The 20371-nt window shown below is 47.7% G+C and carries 22 protein-coding genes; 11 read left to right on the top strand and 11 right to left on the bottom strand.

Features of this window, described 5'->3' with window-relative positions; genetic code table 11:
- Positions 1 to 197: 197 nt before the first annotated feature.
- The 4 genes from AR334_RS10945 to AR334_RS10930 all read left to right on the top strand — a co-directional run bounded on the left by AR334_RS10945 (position 198) and on the right by AR334_RS10930 (position 3016).
- On the top strand, positions 198 to 1199 hold the full coding sequence (locus AR334_RS10945) for a rod shape-determining protein (RefSeq protein WP_066309825.1): 1002 nt from the start codon (positions 198 to 200) through the stop codon (positions 1197 to 1199).
- A gap of 284 nt (positions 1200 to 1483) precedes the next feature.
- The gene (locus tag AR334_RS10940; protein ID WP_253701279.1) at positions 1484 to 1867 is read left to right on the top strand and encodes a DNA-directed RNA polymerase subunit beta; all 384 of its coding nucleotides are present in this window, start codon (positions 1484 to 1486) and stop codon (positions 1865 to 1867) included.
- Positions 1868 to 1972: 105 nt separating this feature from the next.
- Positions 1973 to 2407, top strand: coding sequence for a 3-hydroxyacyl-ACP dehydratase FabZ (fabZ, locus tag AR334_RS10935; RefSeq protein WP_066309815.1), 435 nt, complete (start codon positions 1973 to 1975; stop codon positions 2405 to 2407).
- 231 nt (positions 2408 to 2638) lie between these two features.
- On the top strand, positions 2639 to 3016 hold the full coding sequence (locus tag AR334_RS10930) for a hypothetical protein (RefSeq protein WP_066309812.1): 378 nt from the start codon (positions 2639 to 2641) through the stop codon (positions 3014 to 3016).
- Positions 3017 to 3058: 42 nt separating this feature from the next.
- Here AR334_RS10930 and AR334_RS10925 read toward each other — a convergent pair whose 3' ends face one another.
- Together AR334_RS10925 and AR334_RS10920 are read right to left on the bottom strand one after the other, a co-directional pair.
- The gene (locus AR334_RS10925) at positions 3059 to 3313 is read right to left on the bottom strand and encodes a hypothetical protein (RefSeq protein ID WP_066309805.1); all 255 of its coding nucleotides are present in this window, start codon (positions 3311 to 3313) and stop codon (positions 3059 to 3061) included.
- A gap of 103 nt (positions 3314 to 3416) precedes the next feature.
- Entirely contained in the window at positions 3417 to 3848 is a 432-nt protein-coding gene (locus AR334_RS10920; RefSeq protein WP_066309801.1) for a YwpF-like family protein, read from the bottom strand.
- A gap of 280 nt (positions 3849 to 4128) precedes the next feature.
- Between AR334_RS10920 and AR334_RS30355 the strand changes: the two genes are divergently transcribed.
- Both AR334_RS30355 and AR334_RS10910 read left to right on the top strand, forming a co-directional pair.
- The gene (locus AR334_RS30355) at positions 4129 to 4773 is read left to right on the top strand and encodes a single-stranded DNA-binding protein (protein WP_082692899.1); all 645 of its coding nucleotides are present in this window, start codon (positions 4129 to 4131) and stop codon (positions 4771 to 4773) included.
- The gene (locus tag AR334_RS10910) at positions 4763 to 4945 is read left to right on the top strand and encodes a hypothetical protein (protein WP_066309798.1); all 183 of its coding nucleotides are present in this window, start codon (positions 4763 to 4765) and stop codon (positions 4943 to 4945) included. Before AR334_RS30355 ends, AR334_RS10910 begins: the two co-directional genes overlap by 11 nt.
- Positions 4946 to 5495: 550 nt before the next feature.
- On the opposite strand, the gene AR334_RS10905 is transcribed toward AR334_RS10910, so the two are convergent.
- The 8 genes from AR334_RS10905 to AR334_RS10870 form a co-directional block, all read right to left on the bottom strand.
- A complete protein-coding gene (locus AR334_RS10905) occupies positions 5496 to 8084 on the bottom strand; it encodes an ABC transporter permease (RefSeq protein WP_066309795.1) in 2589 nt (862 codons plus the stop codon).
- Complete coding sequence (locus tag AR334_RS10900; protein ID WP_066309789.1) at positions 8081 to 8764, bottom strand: ABC transporter ATP-binding protein; 684 nt, start codon at positions 8762 to 8764, stop codon at positions 8081 to 8083. Before AR334_RS10900 ends, AR334_RS10905 begins: the two co-directional genes overlap by 4 nt.
- Before the next feature lie 458 nt (positions 8765 to 9222).
- On the bottom strand, positions 9223 to 10224 hold the full coding sequence (locus AR334_RS10890) for a sensor histidine kinase KdpD (RefSeq protein WP_066309779.1): 1002 nt from the start codon (positions 10222 to 10224) through the stop codon (positions 9223 to 9225).
- Position 10225: 1 nt separating this feature from the next.
- On the bottom strand, positions 10226 to 10909 hold the full coding sequence (locus tag AR334_RS10885) for a response regulator transcription factor (protein WP_066309776.1): 684 nt from the start codon (positions 10907 to 10909) through the stop codon (positions 10226 to 10228).
- Positions 10910 to 11215: 306 nt separating this feature from the next.
- Positions 11216 to 11938 (bottom strand): amino acid ABC transporter ATP-binding protein, encoded by a 723-nt coding sequence (locus AR334_RS10880; RefSeq protein WP_066309773.1) that lies wholly within the window; start codon positions 11936 to 11938, stop codon positions 11216 to 11218.
- Positions 11939 to 11988: 50 nt separating this feature from the next.
- A complete protein-coding gene (locus AR334_RS10875) occupies positions 11989 to 12636 on the bottom strand; it encodes an amino acid ABC transporter permease (RefSeq protein ID WP_066309764.1) in 648 nt (215 codons plus the stop codon).
- The gene (locus tag AR334_RS30635) at positions 12611 to 12739 is read right to left on the bottom strand and encodes a hypothetical protein (RefSeq protein WP_301337162.1); all 129 of its coding nucleotides are present in this window, start codon (positions 12737 to 12739) and stop codon (positions 12611 to 12613) included. The genes AR334_RS10875 and AR334_RS30635 overlap by 26 nt, the downstream gene beginning before the upstream one ends.
- Before the next feature lie 6 nt (positions 12740 to 12745).
- Entirely contained in the window at positions 12746 to 13531 is a 786-nt protein-coding gene (locus AR334_RS10870; RefSeq protein ID WP_066309761.1) for a transporter substrate-binding domain-containing protein, read from the bottom strand.
- A gap of 255 nt (positions 13532 to 13786) precedes the next feature.
- Here AR334_RS10870 and AR334_RS10865 point away from each other — a divergent pair, with 255 nt between their 5' ends.
- The 5 genes from AR334_RS10865 to AR334_RS10845 all read left to right on the top strand — a co-directional run bounded on the left by AR334_RS10865 (position 13787) and on the right by AR334_RS10845 (position 16862).
- On the top strand, positions 13787 to 14224 hold the full coding sequence (locus AR334_RS10865; protein WP_066309758.1) for a hypothetical protein: 438 nt from the start codon (positions 13787 to 13789) through the stop codon (positions 14222 to 14224).
- Between the two features lie 130 nt (positions 14225 to 14354).
- The gene (locus tag AR334_RS10860) at positions 14355 to 14603 is read left to right on the top strand and encodes a hypothetical protein (RefSeq protein WP_066309755.1); all 249 of its coding nucleotides are present in this window, start codon (positions 14355 to 14357) and stop codon (positions 14601 to 14603) included.
- Positions 14604 to 14985: 382 nt separating this feature from the next.
- Positions 14986 to 16080 (top strand): 3D domain-containing protein, encoded by a 1095-nt coding sequence (locus AR334_RS30630; protein ID WP_066309752.1) that lies wholly within the window; start codon positions 14986 to 14988, stop codon positions 16078 to 16080.
- Positions 16081 to 16261: 181 nt separating this feature from the next.
- Entirely contained in the window at positions 16262 to 16564 is a 303-nt protein-coding gene (locus tag AR334_RS10850; protein WP_066309749.1) for a hypothetical protein, read from the top strand.
- The gene (locus AR334_RS10845; RefSeq protein WP_066309742.1) at positions 16548 to 16862 is read left to right on the top strand and encodes a hypothetical protein; all 315 of its coding nucleotides are present in this window, start codon (positions 16548 to 16550) and stop codon (positions 16860 to 16862) included. The genes AR334_RS10850 and AR334_RS10845 overlap by 17 nt, the downstream gene beginning before the upstream one ends.
- A gap of 168 nt (positions 16863 to 17030) precedes the next feature.
- On the opposite strand, the gene AR334_RS10840 is transcribed toward AR334_RS10845, so the two are convergent.
- Positions 17031 to 20153 carry a DEAD/DEAH box helicase gene (locus tag AR334_RS10840; RefSeq protein WP_066309738.1) on the bottom strand — a complete coding sequence of 1041 codons (3123 nt, stop codon included), beginning with the start codon at positions 20151 to 20153 and terminating at the stop codon, positions 17031 to 17033.
- Positions 20154 to 20371 lie beyond the last annotated feature (218 nt).

Genomic DNA, 20371 nt, shown 5'->3' with positions numbered 1-20371 from the left:
TTTAAAAAAACGGCAGGAAAATCAGCCAGGGAGCCGCCCCTATGGCACAGAATCCCTCCGAAAAGATTGTACGACAGGATTCTTCAAATTTTTACATCGTTTCCTGTTAAATTGTTATGGATATTTTAATGAATGTGATAGAATAAACAATTAGGAAAAGAATGTGGAATCCGTCTTATAGGAGGAAAGGATTAGGAATGTTTGCAAGGGATATTGGGATTGACTTAGGAACGGCCAACGTGCTGATTCACGTTAAAGGCCGCGGAATTGTGTTGAATGAACCTTCAGTCGTAGCGATAGACAAGAATACAAATAAAGTGCTTGCGGTCGGCGAAGAAGCCCGCCGCATGGTTGGACGGACACCGGGGAACATTGTGGCGATTCGCCCATTAAAGGACGGCGTCATCGCCGACTTTGATGTGACCGAGGCAATGCTGAAACATTTTATCAACAAGTTGAACGTTAAGGGCTTTTTATCGAAGCCGCGCATCCTGATTTGCTGCCCGACGAACATTACGAGCGTGGAGCAAAAAGCGATTCGCGAAGCGGCTGAAAAAAGCGGCGGTAAAAAGGTGTATCTGGAAGAAGAACCAAAGGTTGCGGCAATCGGCGCCGGCATGGACATTTTCATGCCAAGCGGGAACATGGTTGTCGACATCGGCGGTGGAACGACCGATGTGGCCGTGCTGTCAATGGGCGATATCGTTACTTCCTCTTCCATTAAGATGGCCGGTGACAAGTTCGACATGGAAATTCTCAACTACATCAAGCGCGAGTACAAGCTATTGATTGGTGAGCGTACATCGGAAAATATCAAAATTAACATCGGCACCGTATTTCCGGGATCACGTTCGGAAGAAATGGAAATTCGTGGCCGTGACATGGTCAGCGGGCTGCCGCGCACGATTACAGTTCGTTCTGAAGAAATCGAGGGGGCATTGCGCGAATCGGTTTCGGTCATTGTTCAGGCTGCAAAAAGTGTGCTTGAGCGTACTCCACCAGAGCTTTCTGCCGACATCATCGACCGCGGCGTCATCTTGACCGGCGGCGGCGCCTTGTTGCACGGCATCGACATGCTGCTGGCGGAAGAATTGAAGGTACCGGTTCTTGTAGCGGAAAATCCAATGGATTGCGTGGCAATCGGTACAGGCATCATGCTGGACAACATTGACCGGATTCCTGGGCGGAAGTTAGGGTAATTTATCTAATTCGGTTCGTGGCTAATTTTTCAAAAAATTGTCGGTTGAATCACACCAATAAACAAAGTCTAATGTAACTGGCCGCGCACGCCTTTGGCATTAGACTTTTTTATTTTTCTGCTTTTATTAAACAATAAATTAACCCAATTTCTCCTATTTTTAGCAATATTCTTCCACTGAGTGTCGATTTCCTGTAAAAAATTGATGTTGTTTGGAATATTTTTTGTATAATAGAATAAATGGAAATGAAATTTTTCGAGACTAAAATAAAAAATGGTTATAATATGTGTAACTCTAGTTCCGCTAGGCTTTATGCGGATGCGGTTAAAGGGGAAATGAACATGTCTGTTAATAATCTGAATCAACAGCAGATTCAAACGCGAGAGCAATATAAAAAGGCCAAGGTCGATGCGCTGGAGCAGGTTAGAGGAGAAAACAGTGCGGTCTTAGAGAAAGAAAAGACCAAGGCAACGCCGCGCCAAAATGAGCGGATTCGCATAAGACTTATTCCGATTTGGCTTAGGCTGTTGTTACTGGCGGTCTTTACCGTTGTGAGCCTGGTGGCCGGGGCGGCGATCGGCTACGGAGTCGTCGGGGACGGGAAGCCGTCGGATGTGCTGAAGGAATCAACCTGGACGCATATTCGCGATTTGGTGCAGAAGAAATAAGGTATTTTTATAAAAAATGGGGGAAGGGGATCGTACAGCCCTTCCCTTTTGCATGCCTTTAATAGTAAAATAATGAGTAATTACTAGTAGGAGGTACTAATACTTATGCTTGATATAAACGAAATCAAAGAAATTATCCCGCACCGCTATCCGTTTTTGCTGGTGGACCGGATTTTAGAAGTGGAAGAAGGCAAACGCGCGGTTGGGATCAAGAATGTATCTGCCAACGAGGAATTTTTCAACGGGCACTTTCCTGATTACCCGGTCATGCCTGGGGTGCTGATTGTCGAGGCGCTAGCGCAGGTTGGGGCTGTCGCCATGTTGAAAAAAGAGGAGAACCGCGGCCGACTGGCATTTTTTGCAGGAATCGATAATTGCCGCTTTAAAAAGCAGGTCAAGCCTGGCGACCAGCTTCGCCTCGAGGTCGAAATGACTCGCCTGCGCGGACCAATCGGCAGGGGTAAAGCGGTCGCAACTGTTGACGGCGAAATCGCCTGCGAAGCGGAAATCACCTTTGCGTTGGGAGAAAAGAAGGAATAGGTTCAACAAGGCTGGCGCCCTTTGGGGTGTCGGCTTTTTTAATTATTGTGTCGGCAAGGATTGACGGAGCGCCATCATGGTGCTGCATTTTTATTTTGCGTGGGCGATTTCATCGTCGCAGGTTGGTACCAGCTGCTTTTTTTTCAAAAAACTTCATGGAAATATTTTTTGGGGTAATCGGAAATGCTAAGGGTGTTAGGCCAAATTGAATAGTGAAGGGAGTTTTTTTGCTTGAAGAAGAAGCTGTTTACGCTGCTTACCGGGTCTTTGCTTTCGACTATGCTGTTAGTTGGCTGTAACAATGATAATAATGATCAAAATCCGCCAGCGCCAAATGTCAATAACCCTGGGGATAACAACCTGAACAACAATTTGAATCGCGACCGCGATTTTGATTTGAACGACAATAACAATAACCGTAATTTAAATCGCAATAACCGCAACAACTTGAATGACAATGACATGGATTTAAATGGTGACCATTACAGTCCGAGAGAAGATATTAATACCGATACCGATAAAGACCCGGCAAAAGACAGTAACACAAAGCGGGAAGAGTTCATCGAGGATGACATTGACAGCAACGACCGCGACCGCAAAGACGAATAAGCAAAAAGGACAGGCCGCGCGCCTGTCCTTTTCCAATTCTCATCATAAGCTAAAAATGAATGCGATGGCAATCAAGATGAAAATGATCAGCAAAATATAGCCAATGACCGAAACGATTAATATAACCCAGCCGAGCACTTTGCGGTCGGTTTGAATCAAATAGATCCCGAGTGCGATGGTACCGAGGAAAAACCCCAACACGCCCCAAAGCCAGGCCCGTTTCCCGTGTTTCGGCGCGTCAATCACTAAGAAAACTACGACAAGAATATTTATAACTAAACTGCTTGCAAACTCCATGCTTCTCCGCCTTCCCCCAATATCGTTATGTTTAGTATGTCGAGGATTTGTCGAAAAAGCAATATTTATTTACTTTTTTGGCTGGAAAAACCAGCCTAGAGCGTTATGAGTCTTTCACCTTGAGCTTTGGCTTGCTCTTCATTTTTTCTTTGAATTCGTTCAGCAGGGCCTCGCCTTGCAGGCCTTTCTGGATGAGATTGTCGAGAAGCAGTTCGGAATAGTCGCTTTTGTTGCGGCGCAGCACGCCTTGGAACAAGACGCTGATGTGCTGTTCGAATTTCTGCAGCGAGGAAATTCTTGTCTGGAAGTATGCCGGGGCGTTATCCTTCTTGGTGATCACGGCTTCGACAATAATCTCCCGGCCCGTCTCATAGATTTTTTTAAAATAATCGTACTTGGAAAGGTCGGTATAGGCCTCAATCAGCCAGGTGGAATGTTCGTCCTCTTTGTTGAGAATCAGGCCGTCCTCTAGCGGAACCTCCACGGAATTGTCATTTTCCACAATATCCAATGAGATTAACTTAAACGTTTTCATCGCAGGCCTCCTGTTCTTTTTCCTTATTATAACATATGGGGGAGAGAAGCAAATGGCCGGGGCGGGTGCTTTAGGAGTCAGCAGGCTAAATGTCGAAAAAAAATTGTCGAAATGGGGAAACGCACTTTTTCATTGTGAATCGTCAACAGTATTTGACAAAAACCCCCCAGAAAAACCTTTTTTCGCGAAAAAACAGCTTGGAAAGTAGGCTTTTGTCGATTTTACATGGGTTCCGGCCTGAGATTATGATGGAGGCATAAATGGTAAGGGAGATGACGTTTTGATTAATCAGGTTACGCTTGTAGGCAGGTTGACTAGGGATCCGGAGCTAAAGAGCACATCGGATGGGACGGCGGTTGCTCATATTACGTTAGCGGTGAATCGGAATTTTCGCAATCATAACGGGGAAATCGACACGGACTTCGTGCAATGTACATTATGGCGGAAAGCGGCGGAAAACACCCACCACTATTGTCGAAAAGGGGCTGTAATCGGCATTACAGGCCGGCTGCAGACACGGAATTATGAGGGCAGGGACGGGAAAAAGGTGTATGTCACGGAGGTAGTCGCGGAATCGGTGCGCTTCCTGAGCGGTAGGGTGCCGGAGTCGGCCCATCCTACAGAGCCTCAAACGGCAGCCCAGGCCGCGGCCGCACAAGCAGCCGCTATCGCCGCCCAGGCGGAGGCCATGCATACAGGTAGAATGGCAGTACCGCAGGGAGGTCAGCCTGTGTCTCAAGCAGGGGGTATGGCGGGTGGCCAGACTGGTTCGCAAATCGGAGCCCAGTCTGCACCCATGCAACCAGGCAACCAATGTGCGCCATTTACGGGAAGCGCAGGCGGGGCGACAACCCAGAATGCAGCTTCGATGGGTTCCCCTACGCCGCCTGCCGAGAAAAGGGGAGAGGTTGAATATGCATTTTGATGAAAAAGACATGGGCAACCTCGAGCAGCTGCTGGAAAGCCTGATTAAAATGGTCGGAAAAGCCAATAACAACGTTGAAAACCTTCAAAAACGAGTCGCCCAGCTCGAATCGGTCCTGCGTGAGCAGCACATGGAGTGCAGGGAACACGGCCGGGTCAGGGTGTTTTCATAAAAGGAAATGTAAAGTTCCGCCTCATTAAGGAAGGTGTGGGGCGGAACCTCGTCATAAGCTCCAGAGATGGAACCAGCTTTTAGTGCCCCGAAACCGCCTCCGTTGAGAAAAAGATAATCCAACGTTCCCCTTCTAAGCCTCGCTTGTAGAATCCCGGTCTGGAGTAGCCGGGATTTTTTTGTGGGGTGAAAAGTGGGGGTGCTGGATGGGCACTGGTCACTAAGAAGCAAAAATCAAAACCCTCAGAAAGAGTATTTTAAAAAGAAAGTTCCCTCTTTTTGGTATAAAAATCTTTAGAAAGGGCAGAATTTTACTAAAACCCCCTGTTTTTTTAAAAAGAAGCTGCTGAACCTAAGTGTCAGCGGCTTCTTCGTGCTTATATTTTGCTTTACGCCGAGATATTTACAAATTTGGGTGGTTTATTTACGACTTTTAAAGTTTTATTTACAACTTTTGATTTTTATTTACAACTTTTCAACCTTTATTTACATTTGCTTATGAAACTAACTTCACATGGTGCCTGACACCATTTCTACTACTCTCACCTTACTTAGATACTTTCCTGTTTCAAGGCGTCGATGATGTTTTGTTTTTTGACTTTGGCGCCGGAGTAAAGCATGGCGGACCCGACGATGATGAAGACGGCGGCGACCGCATAGACGATGCTCAGCCACGGGAGGGTGAAGCCATAGCTGAACGTGTACATCATCCCCCGGTAAATCAAGTACATGATGGCAATGCTGATGGGCAGGCCGTAAAGTAACGATTTGATTCCGTAAAAAATGCTTTCGTAGTTGATCATTTTATTAAAGCTCTTCGGCGTCATGCCGACTGATTTTAGCATCGCGAATTCGCGTTTCCGTAGCGATATCGATGTCGAAATCGTATTAAAAATATTTGCAATCGAGATGGCGGTTATTAAAGCGATAAACCCGTAGGTGAACACAGACATCAGCATAATCATCTGTTCACTGCGCTGCCTGCTTTGATAAGCATTGTAAATCGCCAGTTTGGTATCCTTTAAATCCTCGATTTCCTGCTGGGTCTTCATTGGGTCTGTACTTTTTAGATATACAAAGGTCTGAGGCCGATCCGCCAGCTTCTCGTTGCCCGCCAACCGGTTCATCGTCTGCTCCGAAACGATGATATCAAGGCCGCCGAGTCCTGCAGGAGAAATTCCGATTGGAAATTGATCGGTTAAAGCGGCGATGGTCATTGTGTCCAACATGACCTCTTGTTGTGTCTCCCCATCTATATTAATTAGGTCGATACTTTGGCCAGCTTTTGCGTGAATTGCTTTAGTTTCAACATATTTCCCCGAGTTTGGGTCCTGATAGGAAATGGTATCAATCACAATACCAGCAGGATGATCCGAATCAGCAAGCTGTTCATAATCGGCACCAGCCATTTTTGCATATTCCTTTATGCTAGCCTTATCTAAAGCGTGCAGCTGAATAAAATACGGGAATTTCCCTTCCTTGTAGCTTTCCTGGTAGACCGGCTTATGGAACTCGTCGGCTGCTGCTGCCTTGTTAATCCGACTGTTCAGACTTAATTGTGTAACCACGCTAAACTCCGTAACATAATCAAGCGAGGAAATCCTCTGAATCAATGGCTCATCGATTTCATCGTCCCTGCCAACCATCACTTGAATATCGAAATTCGTGCCTTCCTGTGACAAATCCAACGACTTTTTCAAGTTGGCAGTAAAAAACGATACGCTTAAAAACAACACAATACTGATGATAAGAGAAAACAAGGTTGCCTGATAGCGGCGCTTGTTGCGTTTCAAATTTTTTAAGCCGATTTCCGCTTCAATGCCAAACAGCCGGCGCGTGATTTTGGATGTTTTCACGGCTTTTTGGGTCAGCTTGATATCCTGTGTTTGCCGGATGGCGTCAATCGCCGAAACTCGGGAGGCTCTTCGGGCCGGGATGTAGGTCGAGATAAAAATCGTCACCAATGAAATCCCGCAGCTAGCCAGAAGCGAGAGCGGCGTCACGGTCAGAGTCAATTTCTCCGTTGTTCCCAATGCCTCGTGAAGCATCGAGTTAATAAAATAAAAGGTAATCCCGATTCCGGCAAGGCCGGCGAGGATGCCGATCGGGATGCTGATGGCCCCGATGACTGCCCCTTCAAAAAACACCGAGTTGCGCTTCTGCTGTTTCGTGGCCCCGACACTGGCCAGCATCCCCAAATGGCGCGCCCGTTCCGAGACCGAAATGGCAAACGCATTGTAAATTAAGGACACAGAACCAATAATAATCACCGCCATGATAATCGCTGATAACCAGGTTAGCGTGCGCTGGAGGCTGTCGTTGTTGGTGACCCCGTAATAGCGCAATAACTCACTATTGAATTGCGGCGGCGCGATGTTATTTTTTTGCGCCAGCTCCTTCGCATGGGCGTACAGCGATTTATCAACCTTTTTCAGGATGACCGAGGCATTCACGGGCTGAGTGTCCCCGATTGAGCTTTCATCCAGATAACTGATTACGGTGTAGCCGGGCGACCAGGTCGGCTCCCAGTTTGGCCGCTTGATAAAACCGACAACCGTATAGCTAGCCGGTGTGAGATTTTTTAACGTTTCCGTCACTTGGTCGTCTTCTGTTTGTAGTGACTCCGTTTGAAAGAACTGCACAGCCTCATTTTTTAAAAAACGATCTCCGACTTCGAGCGCCAGCGTGTCGCCAATCTTGTATTCGACCTTTCCGTTTGTGGCGATATGCTCGGACAGAACGACTTCATTGGAAGCCTTTGGCAACCGCCCCTTCGTTAGTTCGACCGGAAAATGGTTGAAGCCTTGTGGATTATATTCCTTAATAAACAAATAGGGCTTGCTTTCATTTTTTCCGCCGGGGAGTAGGGCATAGCCGCGGTCACGGGACAGCACCACCGTCTTCGTGTCGGAGTCGTGCTGGATCGTGTCCAGCTGCTCTTTATTAACATTATGGTAGAGGACATGCCACTCGCCTTTATCGGCAATCGTCTGCTGCTGCATCAGTTTCATAAAGGAAACGAAGAGGGTGGCTACTGCTGTCACCATCGCGACAGAAATAATCACGCCGATAATAGTGACCAATGTCCGCCGTTTGTTTTGCTTTAAGTGGCGCAGCGTTAATTTATGGACAATATTCACGGCCGAATCACCTCATCCTTGGCGATTCTGCCATCTTCAATGGAGATGACCCGGTCGGCCTGGAGGGCAATCCGTTCATCGTGGGTGATCACCAGCAGCGTTTGCTTAAACGTTTTATTAAACATTTTTAATAGATCGATGATTTCGCTGCTATTCTTGCTATCGAGATTTCCCGTCGGTTCGTCGGCCAGCATGATCGCCGGATTGCTGATGAGCGCTCGGCCGATGGAAACCCGCTGCTGCTGCCCGCCAGAGAGCTGGTTTGGCAGATGGTGCAGGCGATTGTCCAGGTTCAGAATCCGGACGATGTCCTGGAATTGCTTTTTGTCGACTTTGTGTTCATCGAGCAACAGCGGCAGCGTGATATTTTCTTCCACAGTCAGGACGGGAATCAGATTGTAAAATTGATAGATGAGGCCGATTTGACGGCGCCTGAAAATCGCGAGCTGGGTCTCGTTCAGGCTGTAAATGTCGGTTCCGTCAATCGTAACCTTGCCACTCGTCGGCCGGTCGACACCGCCAAGCAGATGGAGCAGGGTCGACTTTCCGGAGCCGGACGGTCCGATAATCGCGACAAACTCTCCTTTTTTCACGGAAAAAGAAACATCATCCAGCGCCTTCACCGCCGTCTCGCCCTTGCCGTACATTTTAGTCAGATGTTCAACTTTTACTATATCCATTGTGGTATAACCTCCATCGTTCCTTGATGATTCTAAGTCTATCCGACTAAAATGACTTTCCAGTGACTGTAAAATGACAATTTAGTCACTTAACATGGACCGCGTCACCGATGGGGGTGCCGATAAACAGGGTAAAAGCGCCGATAAACCGGGTGAAAGCGCCGGTAACCCGAGTGAAAGCGCGATAAATCAGGTAGAGCGCCGGTAACCGGGTAAAAGCGCCGGTAACCGGGTAAAAGCGCCGATAAACCGGATGAAAGTGCCGGTAAACTGGTCGAAAGCGCCGGTAAACCGAGTGAAAGCGCGGCAAATCAGGTAGAGCGCCGGTAACCGGGTAAAAAACGCCGGTAACCGGGTAAAAAGCGCCGGTAAACCGGGTAAAAGTGCCGGTAAACCGGTCGAAAGCGCCGCTAAACCTGGTTTATCCACGAGTAGCCCCGGTTGTACGTTCAGAAACACTAGATTACCTGTTTATAAAACTTGATCAAAAATTGCGTTCCGGCTCCCGGCGTACTTTTCACCTCAATTGTGCCGTTTTGGCTGGCGATGATGCGGTGGGCCATGGCGAGGCCGATGCCAACGCTTTCCTCGCTGGCCGACTTCCCCTTGTAAAAACGTTTAAACAGATGGGGCAGATCTTCTTTGGCGATGCCTTTCCCGTTATCTGCGATGGTGATTTCCGTGAACAGGGCGTTTTCGGCGAAGGAAATCGTTAGCGAACCGCCAGCAGGGGTGTGCTCGACGCAATTTTTTAAAATATTAATGATCGCCTCGGCAGTCCAATTCAAGTCGCCCGTAAAAGTGACGGTGTCATCGCCGGTCAGGGAAACGGTTTGCTCTTTAATATCCATCGGGATGAGCACGGGCTCGAGCGCTTTTTCGATCAGCGCCTTAACAGAGAGCCTGTCCCGCTTGAACTGGATTGTTCCGGCGTCGATTTTGGACAGTTTTAATAACGAAGATACAAGCCATTCCATCCGTTCGAGCTGAACCTGGATATTGTGGGTAAACTCCGCTCGTTTTGCGGCCGGGAGCCCGTCATCCTCCAATAAATCGGCCATCATCATCATCGAGGTCAGCGGCGTCTTCAGCTGATGCGAGATGTCGGAAATGGCATTGGTCAGTTGGATTTTGTCTTCTTGTAAAAGGGACCCCTGCTCCGATAATCGCGTTGTCACCTTATAAATATTATTTTTTAAAATACTGAGCTCGCCTTCCCGGTTATCACGTACATCCAGTTTATAGTCGCCGCCGCTGATGCGTTGCAGATATTGTGACAGCTTGGCCAGTTCGCGATAGCGCCAGCCCGTGAACAGCAAGATGCAGCCAATGAATAACATACAGATGATGGCTACGAGCAGCATGACGGCCGGTGAAAAAAACGCCGCTGCCAGGATGCCAACGAAGGTGATGAGGCCGAGCGCCAATAAGAGAAGCCGGATTTCACGATGACGGAGCATGCTAATCACCGACCTTATAGCCCAACCCGCGCACGGTTTTGATGATTTGCGGCTGCCCCGGTTGGTCCTCCAATTTTTCGCGCAGTCGTTTTATGTAAACCGTCAAGGTATTATCGTTGACGAAGTCGCCGGCCACGTCCCAAATTCGCTCAAGCAATTGACTTCGGGTGAGAACTTGTCCAAGATGAGTGGCAAAAATGAGGAAGAGCCGGTATTCCAGCGCGGTCAGCAGGACCTCTTCCTCATTTTTATACACCTTTCCCTCAAGCGTATTGATTTGGACGTTCTGGATATCGATGATGGTCTTGGCCGGCGGCTGCTTTTGGTAGCGGCGCAGCACCGTTTTGATCCTTGAGATGAGCTCGCGAATCCGAAATGGCTTGGTAATATAATCATCTGCCCCCATATCAAGTCCCATGACCACATTGACCTCGTCATCGACTGCTGTTAAAAAAATCACTGGCACATCGCTCCGCTGCTTCACCAGTTTGCATAATTCATAGCCGCTTCCGTCCGGCAGGGCCAAATCAAACAAGCATAATGCGATGTTGGGCAATTGTTCGGCGATGACTTGTTTCGCAGAGGCTGCCGTATGGCAAACAATCGGGGAAAACTGGTCCTGCTGTAGCGAATATTCAAGCCCGGAGGCAATCGTTTTATCATCTTCTACAAGCAAAATTTTCATCTTTCTTCTCCCGCCTTTCTCTTACCATTATAATACAGCACAGTCTGTGAAGATGGGAGGATTGGCCTTAGGTTTATAGCAAAAAAGCCAGGCGGATGCCTGGCTAGGTCATGTTTTCTTTGAAAAAGTTACGGATCGCCGATCAAAGTATTCCGTATATTTACTTTATTGGCTAGTTTTGCGGGTTTATTGGTCGGATTTATACTTTTATTGGTCAATTTGCGAAGTTTATTGGTCTCTTTACCTGATATATTGGTCAGTTTTCAACTTTTATTGGTCAATCGTCTTTTCTCACTAGTTAGAAGCCTACAGGATCGAATCTAAAAACTCCTTTGTTCGCCGCTCGGAAGGGTTGCCGAACAATTTTTCCGGAGGGCCAACCTCGACGATGCGGCCATCGTGCATGTAGATGACCGAGTCTGCGACTTCGCGGGCGAAGCCCATTTCATGAGTGACCACGACCATTGTCATGCCCTCCAAGGCCAGTTTTTTCATTGTGGCCAGGACCTCGCCGACGAGCTCGGGATCGAGGGCGGATGTTGGTTCGTCAAACAGCATTACTTCGGGCTTCATCGCGAGTGCCCTGGCGATGGCGACCCGCTGCTTTTGTCCGCCAGACAGCTTGCCGGGGTAGACATTTTCCTTGTCGCTCAAGCCCACCTTCGCAAGCAGCTCCTTTGCCTCACGCAAAGCCTGATCACGAGGGATTTTTTTCACATGAATGGGCGCTTCGATAATATTTTCAATCACAGTCATATGCGGGAACAGGTGAAAGTGCTGGAACACCATCCCGACCCGGGAGCGGACCTGATCGAGGTTATGGGTATCGGGCTCAATTACCTCGCCGGCAATGGTGACGGTGCCGCTATCCTTGACCTCAAGAAAATTGAGGCAGCGGAGCAGTGTGCTTTTTCCAGACCCGCTGGCACCAATCAGGCACACCACTTCGCGTTCGTTCACAGTCAAATCGACGTCGTGCAGCACATGCAAATCGCCGAATGATTTATTCAATTTTTCTACCTTTATCATTGTGCAAACCTCCTTTCGTAAACGCTCATCTCTAGATTCGGCCACCGCTCTCAATCGCTGACAGCGAGTCGCTTCTCCACCCGGTTTGACAATACTGAGAAAATAAACACCAGGATGAGATAGTAAACCGCGACGACCAGTAGGTAGGTCATGTAGTCGAAAGTGTTGGAGCCGAAGGTGGTCGCGACGTTAAACAGCTCGTACATTCCGATGAACGCGGCGAGCGACGAATCCTTCAGGGCGATGATAAATTGGTTGCCGAGCGGCGGCATCGCGCGCCGAAACGCTTGGGGCATGATGATGCGCCGGTACGTGAGCTTGACGCTCATCCCGAGCGAGCGGCCTGCCTCCATCTGCCCGGGGTCGATTGACTGAATTGCCCCGCGGAAAATCTCGGCGATGTAGGCACCGTTGTGGAAGGCGAGGCCGAGCACGACAGCGAGAAACTGCGACATATTCAGCGATGTCAAACCATAGTAGAATACGAAAATCTGGACAATGAGCGGCGTGCCACGGACGAGAAAGATGTAGGTGTCGGCAATCCACTCGAGCGGTTTGATTTTGGAAATTTTTAAAAAAGCAAAGAACAGCCCGACAAAAATGCCGAAGAAAATGGCCACAACGGTCAGCTCGAACGTCAGCAGCATGCCCTTCAAAAACACGGGATAGGAATCAATAAACTTTTGCAGCCAGTTCATGACACACTCCTTTCTTTGAAAAAAGGGCAAATACGCCGATTCGCCCTGGGGTGAAAATTACTCTTGGTTCCGGTTCGCCATTTTTCACGCCAACTCGGGTCATTTCCAATTACTCCTGCTTCTCTGGATCCAGTGTGATGTCCTCGCCGAGGTGGCGCTTGCTGATGACTGTCAGGGTGCCGTTGCTGCGAAGCTTTTCGAGGGCTTTGTTGATTTCCTCAAGCAGCTTGTCGTTGCCCTTAGCGACCGCGATTGCCTGCTCGCTTCGGCCCAGCATATCCTTGCCGACAATCTTCATTCCGGCGCCGATCGCTTCCTTCCCGGTGACGAAATCGGTGATGACCGCGTCGTGCTTGCCTTTGCTCAGGGCCTCAAGCGCCACGACGTCGCTGTCGAGGAGAATGATGTTATCCGTGACTTTCGCGGCCATTTCCGCATAGGTGGATCCTTTTGAAACGGCAATTTCCTTGCCCTTTAGGTCATCGAGGGTTTGAACGGTGCTGTCCGGGCGTACGAAGATTTGCGGGCCTGAGTAGTAGTAGGGGATAGAGAAATTTACCGCTTTTAAGCGTTCCTCCGTAATGGTATGGCTGGCGACAGCGGCATCAAAGCGGCCAGACTTGACGCCTTCGACAATTCCGCCAAACTTAAATTTCTTCTGAACCGGTTCAAGGCCTAGCTCCTTTGCAACTGCCTCGGCGACATCGATGTCAAATCCGGACATCGTGCCGTCGTTCGCCACATAGCTGAATGGCTTGAACTCACCGGAAGCCGCAAACGTGAACTTGCCGTCCTCCACCAGCTTCATTCCGCTGGACGAACTGCCGCCGCCCCCGCAGGCTGCGAGCACAAACATCAACACAACAATGAGCAATCCTTTTCCAACATGCTTCATTTGAAAAATTCCCCCTTTAAAATTTGGACATCCCTCTTTGTATTCCTATGTAAGCCAGTTTTGAAAAATGCCAAAAAAACTCCCCGGTTACGATTGCCGGGGGATTACATGGGCGCAACATTCACACCCTCATCAAGTTGCGCACTGTACGATTGAAATGACACGAAAACGTCATTTTTACAGGAAAGGAGATTGGAGAATTTGGTCGAATAATTAGGAGAAATGTATGTTTATGTCATAATTTGGAGGTGTTGAATGGATGATGTATTCCTGGTGTTTATCGGAGACGTAACCAGCAGCAAAGAATGGACGGTTAGTAGGAAACCTAATTTTTCAGATGCTATCAAACTATCACATCAGTCAGCCTCGTTAACAAATTCTTCTTATCAATATATCCCCCTTAGGGACATTGAAAAAGAGCCGATTTATTTTTGTAATATGAATTTCCACATTACCTTTAACCAGTATTCATTAAAAGTTGAATCCGAATGTGAAGTACCTGAAGCGGAAATTTTTGAAGCACTGGGCCACTTTGTTGTACAGGAGGGACCATGGGTTTCATTCCTGTTGAGATATCCCGTGCACCAAACCTGCTTTCCAAAAAGAATCAAGGTACGCAACCTGTCAGCGGCAAAACAACTTAGGGAAAGCGATGAACGGAAGGTTTATGGTAAAATAAGGGTTAAGATTTGAAGTGGTTTAGAATCAAAATAGAAACTCCGACATTATAGTAAATAGTACACGACCTGAATAATCCACTGCATCGCTGGCTATTATTCTTAAAAGAGGATATTTCGGAAAATTGTTGAAGGAGGTTATATGCATGGACGGAATTCTGAATCAGGCGGAAGAAAAACTGAACCGGCTGAGCGCCTCCCCAGAAACAAGACGGGAATATGAACTAAGGGAAAAGGCCCTATCAGACGAGCGAAGCAGGTTGGAAGATGCTAGGGAGAAGGGAGTTTTATCAGTTGTAAGGAGCCTGTTGGCTAGCGGGTTGCCGTTATCAGAGGTTGCCAAACATACACCTTATTCAGTCGAAGAACTAAGAAAACTATCAGAGGAGAGCTAACCCTAACTCCTATTAATTTGCGCAAGATTCCCTCCTAGAATTACCCTGCAACAAGCCGAAAGGTTCCGGTTTTCAGCCGGAACCTTTCGGCTTGTTGTTTATTACCATCTTGTTATATAACTGCAAAAGGATTTGTCCACCCCACACGGACAAATGTCCACGAGTGGTGCCTGACACCAATAGCGACATTTACACTGTACCAATGCGACTATCCCCACTAACCCCCTATTTATTACCAAATTACTTCCCAAAACGCCACATTTTATCCATTTTTTGGTTGTTTTTTGCAGTTTTAGGTCTATTTGTGATGTTATTTTAATGTTTTTGTAACATAACAGGCACGTTTTTCTGTTATAACTGACATATAAGGAGGGAGAAGTGTATGCAGCATACGTTTAAGCGCATAGTTCTCGTGGTACTTACATTCGTGTTATGTGGAACCGGCACAGCCGTTACATATGCACAAACCAATAATGAAGCCCTACATAATGCAAATAGGCAGCTTCAAGAGAAACAAAGATTGCTAGAAGAACAAAGGGACCAACAGCAAGCTGTCAATCAAGAAATAAAGAAAATCCAGGCAGAACTCGATTCATTATATAATTCCATTTCAAAAAACAAAGAAGAAATGGCCAAAACGCAAGCAGAAATTGATGAGGTTAACAGGCTCATCCAACAAAAAAGAGAAGAAATTGTCGTCCTGGAGGATAAAATCCTTGGCCGTAATGACATCATGAAAAAGCGGGCCGTGGCGCTCCAGCAAAATGACAATGTCAACTTAATGATCAGCATTTTCTTTGAATCCGATAGCATTGCCGAATTCCTGAAGCGTGCCAGTGCGGCATCAGCACTGATGGATGCGGATAAAGATATTTTAACAGCACAAAAGACAGACCTGCAGCAGATTGAAAAGGACAAGCAAGTGATTGATCGGCAGGAGCAGGTATTAGAAGAACATCAACAAACCTTAGCCAGCCAGCAGGCCGAGCTTGACAACAACATGCAGCAACAGCAGCAGACACTAGCTGTAGCGCAGGAAAAATATGATCAGATTTCACAGCAGGTTGCACTAGCCGAAAAGGAAAAGGCGGCAGTCGCATCCCAAATTGCCAATATCCAGGCAGCCATGGCGCCACAGCCTAGGCCACAGGTTGCATCAGCAACAAATGATGGGGGTGGAGCGGCCATTTCGGGACAAGAACTATACGTTTCCGCAACCGCTTACAGTCCGGAAGAGTCCGGGTCCATCACAAAGTTGGGCTATAATATCGCGGCCAATCCGAACATGAAGCTAATCGCAGTCGACCCAAGAGTCATCCCGCTCGGTAAAAAAGTCTGGGTGGAAGGCTACGGAGTGGCCATCGCCGGCGACACAGGCGGCGCCATCAAAGGCCACAAAATCGACGTACTCATGCCAACCTATGCCCAAGCCATTCAGTGGGGAAGAAAAACGGTTAAAATTGTAATCTTAGACTAATATCGATAGAAATAATTTGAAGGACCCGGTTCAGGCTGGGTCCTTTTATATTAAAAATTCTCTGATTGAAAGAAAGGAAGCGTTTTTCGGAGAATTAGCCTCCCTATATAGACAAACTTTCATGTGAAGTGTCTATCACAATATTTCGTGGTATAATATTGGAAATTGGAGGGATGTTCATATGCAATATATAACCAGGGAACGTTTTGAAAAAATAGTCAAGGGCAAGGACAAAATCGACCTTGAAGAGCTTGTAATGGTTATAGAAAATGAATTTGGTTATTCGGTGAAATTAGAAGAAAAGAATGGAGGTGATTTTTCAGAAATACAAAAAAGAAAAATGACCGATTTAATCTTTAGTAACGAGGGTGTTTTAAAACAGCTTAGTGAATCATCTAAAGAATCTGATGATGATTATATAGATGATGAGGAAGAATTTATGAGATTAATAAAAGAGGCTGCTGGTAATGGAAGTGAAATTTAGAGTTAGTTGGAGTAGAGCAGCCGTCCAAGCGTTAGCAAGGTTATTTAATATTAATCATAAAATGGTTTATAGTAAATCGAAAAATATTTTATCTAAAGAACCACGGAAAAAGGCATTTGGGGTTGCTGATTACCCTGGATTCTACCTAAACGGGTATTTTTGGATTCTGATTAATAATGTTGTAATAATTTATAGAGTTTCAGATGAACAAAAAAGAGTTTTTATTGATGCTTGTTATTACGCAAATACGGAGGAAACAGTGCAAATATTTTGGGGCATAGAACCCGATGAAGATTAAGAATATGTTTACAATATTTAAAACTAAGGATTCTCCATGTTTATAACAACTTTGACAAGCCTCTAGCTACATTGCTTCTACAAAAATCAATCCTCTTGGTCTACATTATAATATTCCAAAAGATATTCAAAAAAGGACAGTGGTCCGTAAAGCCACTGTCCAAATCTCTTACCCCAAATACACTAAATCCTTCAATTCATCATCCGAAAGCTCGGTGATCCAGTTTTCGCTCTGGATGATCTGATCGTTGAGGAATTGTTTTTTCTCAAGCATGGCATCGATTTTTTCCTCAAGTGTGCCAGTACAGATGAGCTTGTGGACATGCACAAAGCGTGACTGCCCAATCCGGTAGGCCCGGTCCGTCGCCTGGTTTTCGACAGCCGGATTCCACCAGCGATCGTAGTGGATGACGTGATTGGCCGCAGTCAGGTTCAATCCGGTTCCGCCCGCCTTCAGCGACAGCAAAAACACCGGAAACTCCCCATTTTGGAACCGCTCAATCATCGCATCACGTTGTGTCTTCGAAACACTCCCGTTCAAAAACGGCACATCCACGCCAAACTTCTTCTTCACCGTACTCCGAATCATCTCGCCCATTTCGATATATTGCGTAAAAATCAGGCAGCTTTCGCCCTGGTCCAAAACCGCATCAACCAGCTCAACAAGCTTCTCCAATTTATTGGAACGGTCCAACAGCTGCCGTCCCGCCGACTTTTCCTTCAAATAGAGAGCAGGGTGGTTGCACAGCTGCTTCAACCGGCTAAGCATCTGCAACACTAACCCCTTGCGCTCAAAGCCGGTCAGTTTTTCAATTTGCTCAAACGTATCGTGAATCAGCTGCTCATACAGTGATGCTTGCTCGGCCGTTAGCGGGCAATACTCTTTCTGTTCGAGTTTATCAGGCAAATTAAGCGCAACCTCTTCATCTTTTTTCGTCCGGCGTAACAGGAAGGGGCGAATCAACGACTGAAGCTGCTGAATCTTATCCTTCTTATCATCCTTTTCAATCGGGATGATGAACCGCTTTTGGAACTGTCCCAAGCTTCCGAGATAGCCGTGATTGGTAAAATCAAAAATCGACCAAAGCTCGGACAGCCGGTTTTCCATCGGGGTCCCTGTCAGCGCGATATGATGGCGGCCACGCAGCCTGCGCACTGCCTTCGACTGCTTGGTCTGAGCGTTCTTGATGTTCTGCGCCTCATCAATCGCAATCGTGCTCCACAGCAACGACTCCAATTCCTCAGAGTCCTGATGGGTTAAACCATAGGAGGTTAGCACGACATCCACATCCTGCACCTTCTTGGAAAAAGCATCCTCCTTCAGGCGGTTCGACCCATAATGCAAATGCACCTTCATCTCAGGCGCAAAACGCTCCAGCTCCTTCTGCCAGTTCCCCAGAACAGAAGTAGGGCATATTATCAACGCTGCCTTTGTTGGCACCTTCGATGGGGTGGTTGGAGTAGAACCCTTCTTACGAGGGGTGATGGCTTGAGTCGTGGTGTCAGTTGTCTCGGTGTCAGGCACCAATACATGACTTTCCACGTTTGGAACAGTGTCTACACCGCCATCGGTGTCAGGCACCATTTGCTGACTTTCCACAATGTCAACAGTCTCAACGTCAGCTACACCGCTGCTACTTCCACCGCCACCAACATCCTGACCAAGCACAACCCCAATTTGATCGCCAACTTCATCTTTCACCTTTAACAGATACGAAATAAGCTGCACGGTTTTCCCCAAGCCCATATCATCGGCCAACACAGCGCCAAACCCGTACTGCCGCAGGAACCAAAGCCAACTCATCCCAAGCTGCTGGTAAGGCCGCAGTTCGCCGTTCAGCCCATCCGGCACCTCGACAATCGGCACCTCGTTCGTCTCCGACAACTGCTTCATCATTTGCTTCCACTGCCGGTTCAGTTCAATCTGAATCTTGGCGAACGCCTTCGGATTCTCCGCATCCTCTTCACCCTCGCCGGACGCCACCAGCTCCTGCTCAAGCAAATCGCGGACATGCAAGCCTTCTTTTTCAGCCCGCTTCATCAAATCCTGAATTTGTCGAATAAACTGCGGGTCCAGCTTCACCCAGCGCCCGCGAATATAGACAAGCCGACGCTTTTCCTCGACAAGCTTGTTAAACTCATCCTCGTCCAAATCGACGCCATTCATCGAAAAACGCCAGTTGAAATCTAACATCTGCTGTAAACCTACAAATGACGGCCGGTGACTCCCGGTCCCCTTGACCGCCGCCTTCACCTTCAAATTGGCATTTTTCATCGCCTGCCACCACGAAGGGAGGAGGATTTCGACATCAAGCGCCAACAACGTCTCGCTAGCCTCGGTCAAAAACATCCACGCTTCTTCTTCGGTCAGCTCGGTTTTCAACGGGGCAATCCCCTCAGCATCCACATCCCCAGCGTCATCGCCAAGCCATGGAATCAGCCGCACCCAGCGGGCCTGCTCGCGGTCCACCTTATCCAAAAATGACCGCCACTTGGCGGGAATCCGCTTCACATCCTCGACATCCACCACTTGGTCGACATCTTTCTTTCCGCGTAAAAACACATCCAGACTCCAGTCGCCCTCGCCGTCCTCGGGTTCATCGAGCCGCAGCCCAATCGTAAATGGCGCATCGCTCTCCTTGATTCCGACCCACTCAAGCCAACTTTCCTCATCAAAATACCGCGCAAGCTCAACACCAGAAATGTTTTGCTTTTTCAACAGGTCCAGCTTTGGCCCGAATAGCTCCTTCATCGCCGCATTTCTTGTTAAAAAAGAATCCATCGCCTCGTTGAACAAATCGGAAATGTACTCGCGGGCAGTTGGGGCGGGGGATTCGTGTTCAATCCCTGGATCCTCGACATCCTGTTCCCAAAACTCGGGCCCAAACTCATCCTTGACCCGCTCGGGGAGCTTCCAGCGGAATTCGCCTTCAGGTCCCCACACTGAAAAGTCCGGATGCCAATCCTTTTCGACGATGCCCTCATAAAGCGAGTTGCCAGCCGCTAAGCAAATTTCGGACTCCTCATTCCAGTCCCACTCAAGAAAGCGGTTGAACGACTCCTTGGCAAACAACGACACAAGCTGCCAGCCATTCACGGCCACACCCTCGACACCGTCCACCGCGGCCTCGTCCAGCACCGTCCCGAAAAAACTTTCCTCATGACTACTGAACACAAGGTTCTTCCACCGAAACGGGGCCATCGTCCGCCCATGCTCATCCTCAGCAGAAAGAAGAAAGCGGCCGTCCGCTAATTTAGTTGTATTTAATTTCAAAAACTTGGTTCTAAGCATCGAAACATGCTCCTTTTTGCCATTTACCGGCGCTTACAGGTACTTTACCGGCGCTTTTTTCATTTTACCGGCACTTTTCAACACTTTACCGGCACACTCTCTCTTTTCAGACTAGATCGCACCCTTTACCGGCAGATTTGGGCACTTTACCGGCGATATTCCGATTTTACCGGCACTTTATAACACTTTACCGGCACCTTCCTCAAAAAAATAGTGCG

The sequence above is a fragment of the Bacillus sp. FJAT-29814 genome (assembly GCF_001510715.1).
In the GTDB taxonomy this organism is placed as follows: Bacteria; Bacillota; Bacilli; order Bacillales; family Cytobacillaceae; genus Neobacillus.
This window is presented reverse-complemented; position numbering and strand designations above follow the sequence as displayed.

What these genes read in the sequence shown, in the direction of transcription:
- AR334_RS10925 (WP_066309805.1), bottom strand. Translation starts at nt 3,313, where the DNA reads ATGGAGTTTGCAAGCAGTTTAGTTATAAATATTCTTGTCGTAGTTTTC.
- AR334_RS10845 (WP_066309742.1), top strand. Translation starts at nt 16,548, where the DNA reads ATGGAAGTGAAATTTAGAGTTAGTTGGAGTAGAGCAGCCGTCCAAGCG.
- AR334_RS10860 (WP_066309755.1), top strand. Translation starts at nt 14,355, where the DNA reads ATGGACGGAATTCTGAATCAGGCGGAAGAAAAACTGAACCGGCTGAGC.
- AR334_RS10885 (WP_066309776.1), bottom strand. Translation starts at nt 10,909, where the DNA reads ATGAAAATTTTGCTTGTAGAAGATGATAAAACGATTGCCTCCGGGCTT.
- AR334_RS10875 (WP_066309764.1), bottom strand. Translation starts at nt 12,636, where the DNA reads ATGAACTGGCTGCAAAAGTTTATTGATTCCTATCCCGTGTTTTTGAAG.
- AR334_RS30630 (WP_066309752.1), top strand. Translation starts at nt 14,986, where the DNA reads ATGCAGCATACGTTTAAGCGCATAGTTCTCGTGGTACTTACATTCGTG.
- AR334_RS10880 (WP_066309773.1), bottom strand. Translation starts at nt 11,938, where the DNA reads ATGATAAAGGTAGAAAAATTGAATAAATCATTCGGCGATTTGCATGTG.
- AR334_RS10910 (WP_066309798.1), top strand. Translation starts at nt 4,763, where the DNA reads ATGCATTTTGATGAAAAAGACATGGGCAACCTCGAGCAGCTGCTGGAA.
- fabZ (WP_066309815.1), top strand. Translation starts at nt 1,973, where the DNA reads ATGCTTGATATAAACGAAATCAAAGAAATTATCCCGCACCGCTATCCG.
- AR334_RS10840 (WP_066309738.1), bottom strand. Translation starts at nt 20,153, where the DNA reads ATGCTTAGAACCAAGTTTTTGAAATTAAATACAACTAAATTAGCGGAC.
- AR334_RS10945 (WP_066309825.1), top strand. Translation starts at nt 198, where the DNA reads ATGTTTGCAAGGGATATTGGGATTGACTTAGGAACGGCCAACGTGCTG.
- AR334_RS10920 (WP_066309801.1), bottom strand. Translation starts at nt 3,848, where the DNA reads ATGAAAACGTTTAAGTTAATCTCATTGGATATTGTGGAAAATGACAAT.
- AR334_RS10900 (WP_066309789.1), bottom strand. Translation starts at nt 8,764, where the DNA reads ATGGATATAGTAAAAGTTGAACATCTGACTAAAATGTACGGCAAGGGC.
- AR334_RS30635 (WP_301337162.1), bottom strand. Translation starts at nt 12,739, where the DNA reads ATGACCCGAGTTGGCGTGAAAAATGGCGAACCGGAACCAAGAGTAATT.
- AR334_RS10890 (WP_066309779.1), bottom strand. Translation starts at nt 10,224, where the DNA reads ATGCTCCGTCATCGTGAAATCCGGCTTCTCTTATTGGCGCTCGGCCTC.
- AR334_RS10865 (WP_066309758.1), top strand. Translation starts at nt 13,787, where the DNA reads ATGGATGATGTATTCCTGGTGTTTATCGGAGACGTAACCAGCAGCAAA.
- AR334_RS10870 (WP_066309761.1), bottom strand. Translation starts at nt 13,531, where the DNA reads ATGAAGCATGTTGGAAAAGGATTGCTCATTGTTGTGTTGATGTTTGTG.
- AR334_RS10940 (WP_253701279.1), top strand. Translation starts at nt 1,484, where the DNA reads ATGTGTAACTCTAGTTCCGCTAGGCTTTATGCGGATGCGGTTAAAGGG.
- AR334_RS10850 (WP_066309749.1), top strand. Translation starts at nt 16,262, where the DNA reads ATGCAATATATAACCAGGGAACGTTTTGAAAAAATAGTCAAGGGCAAG.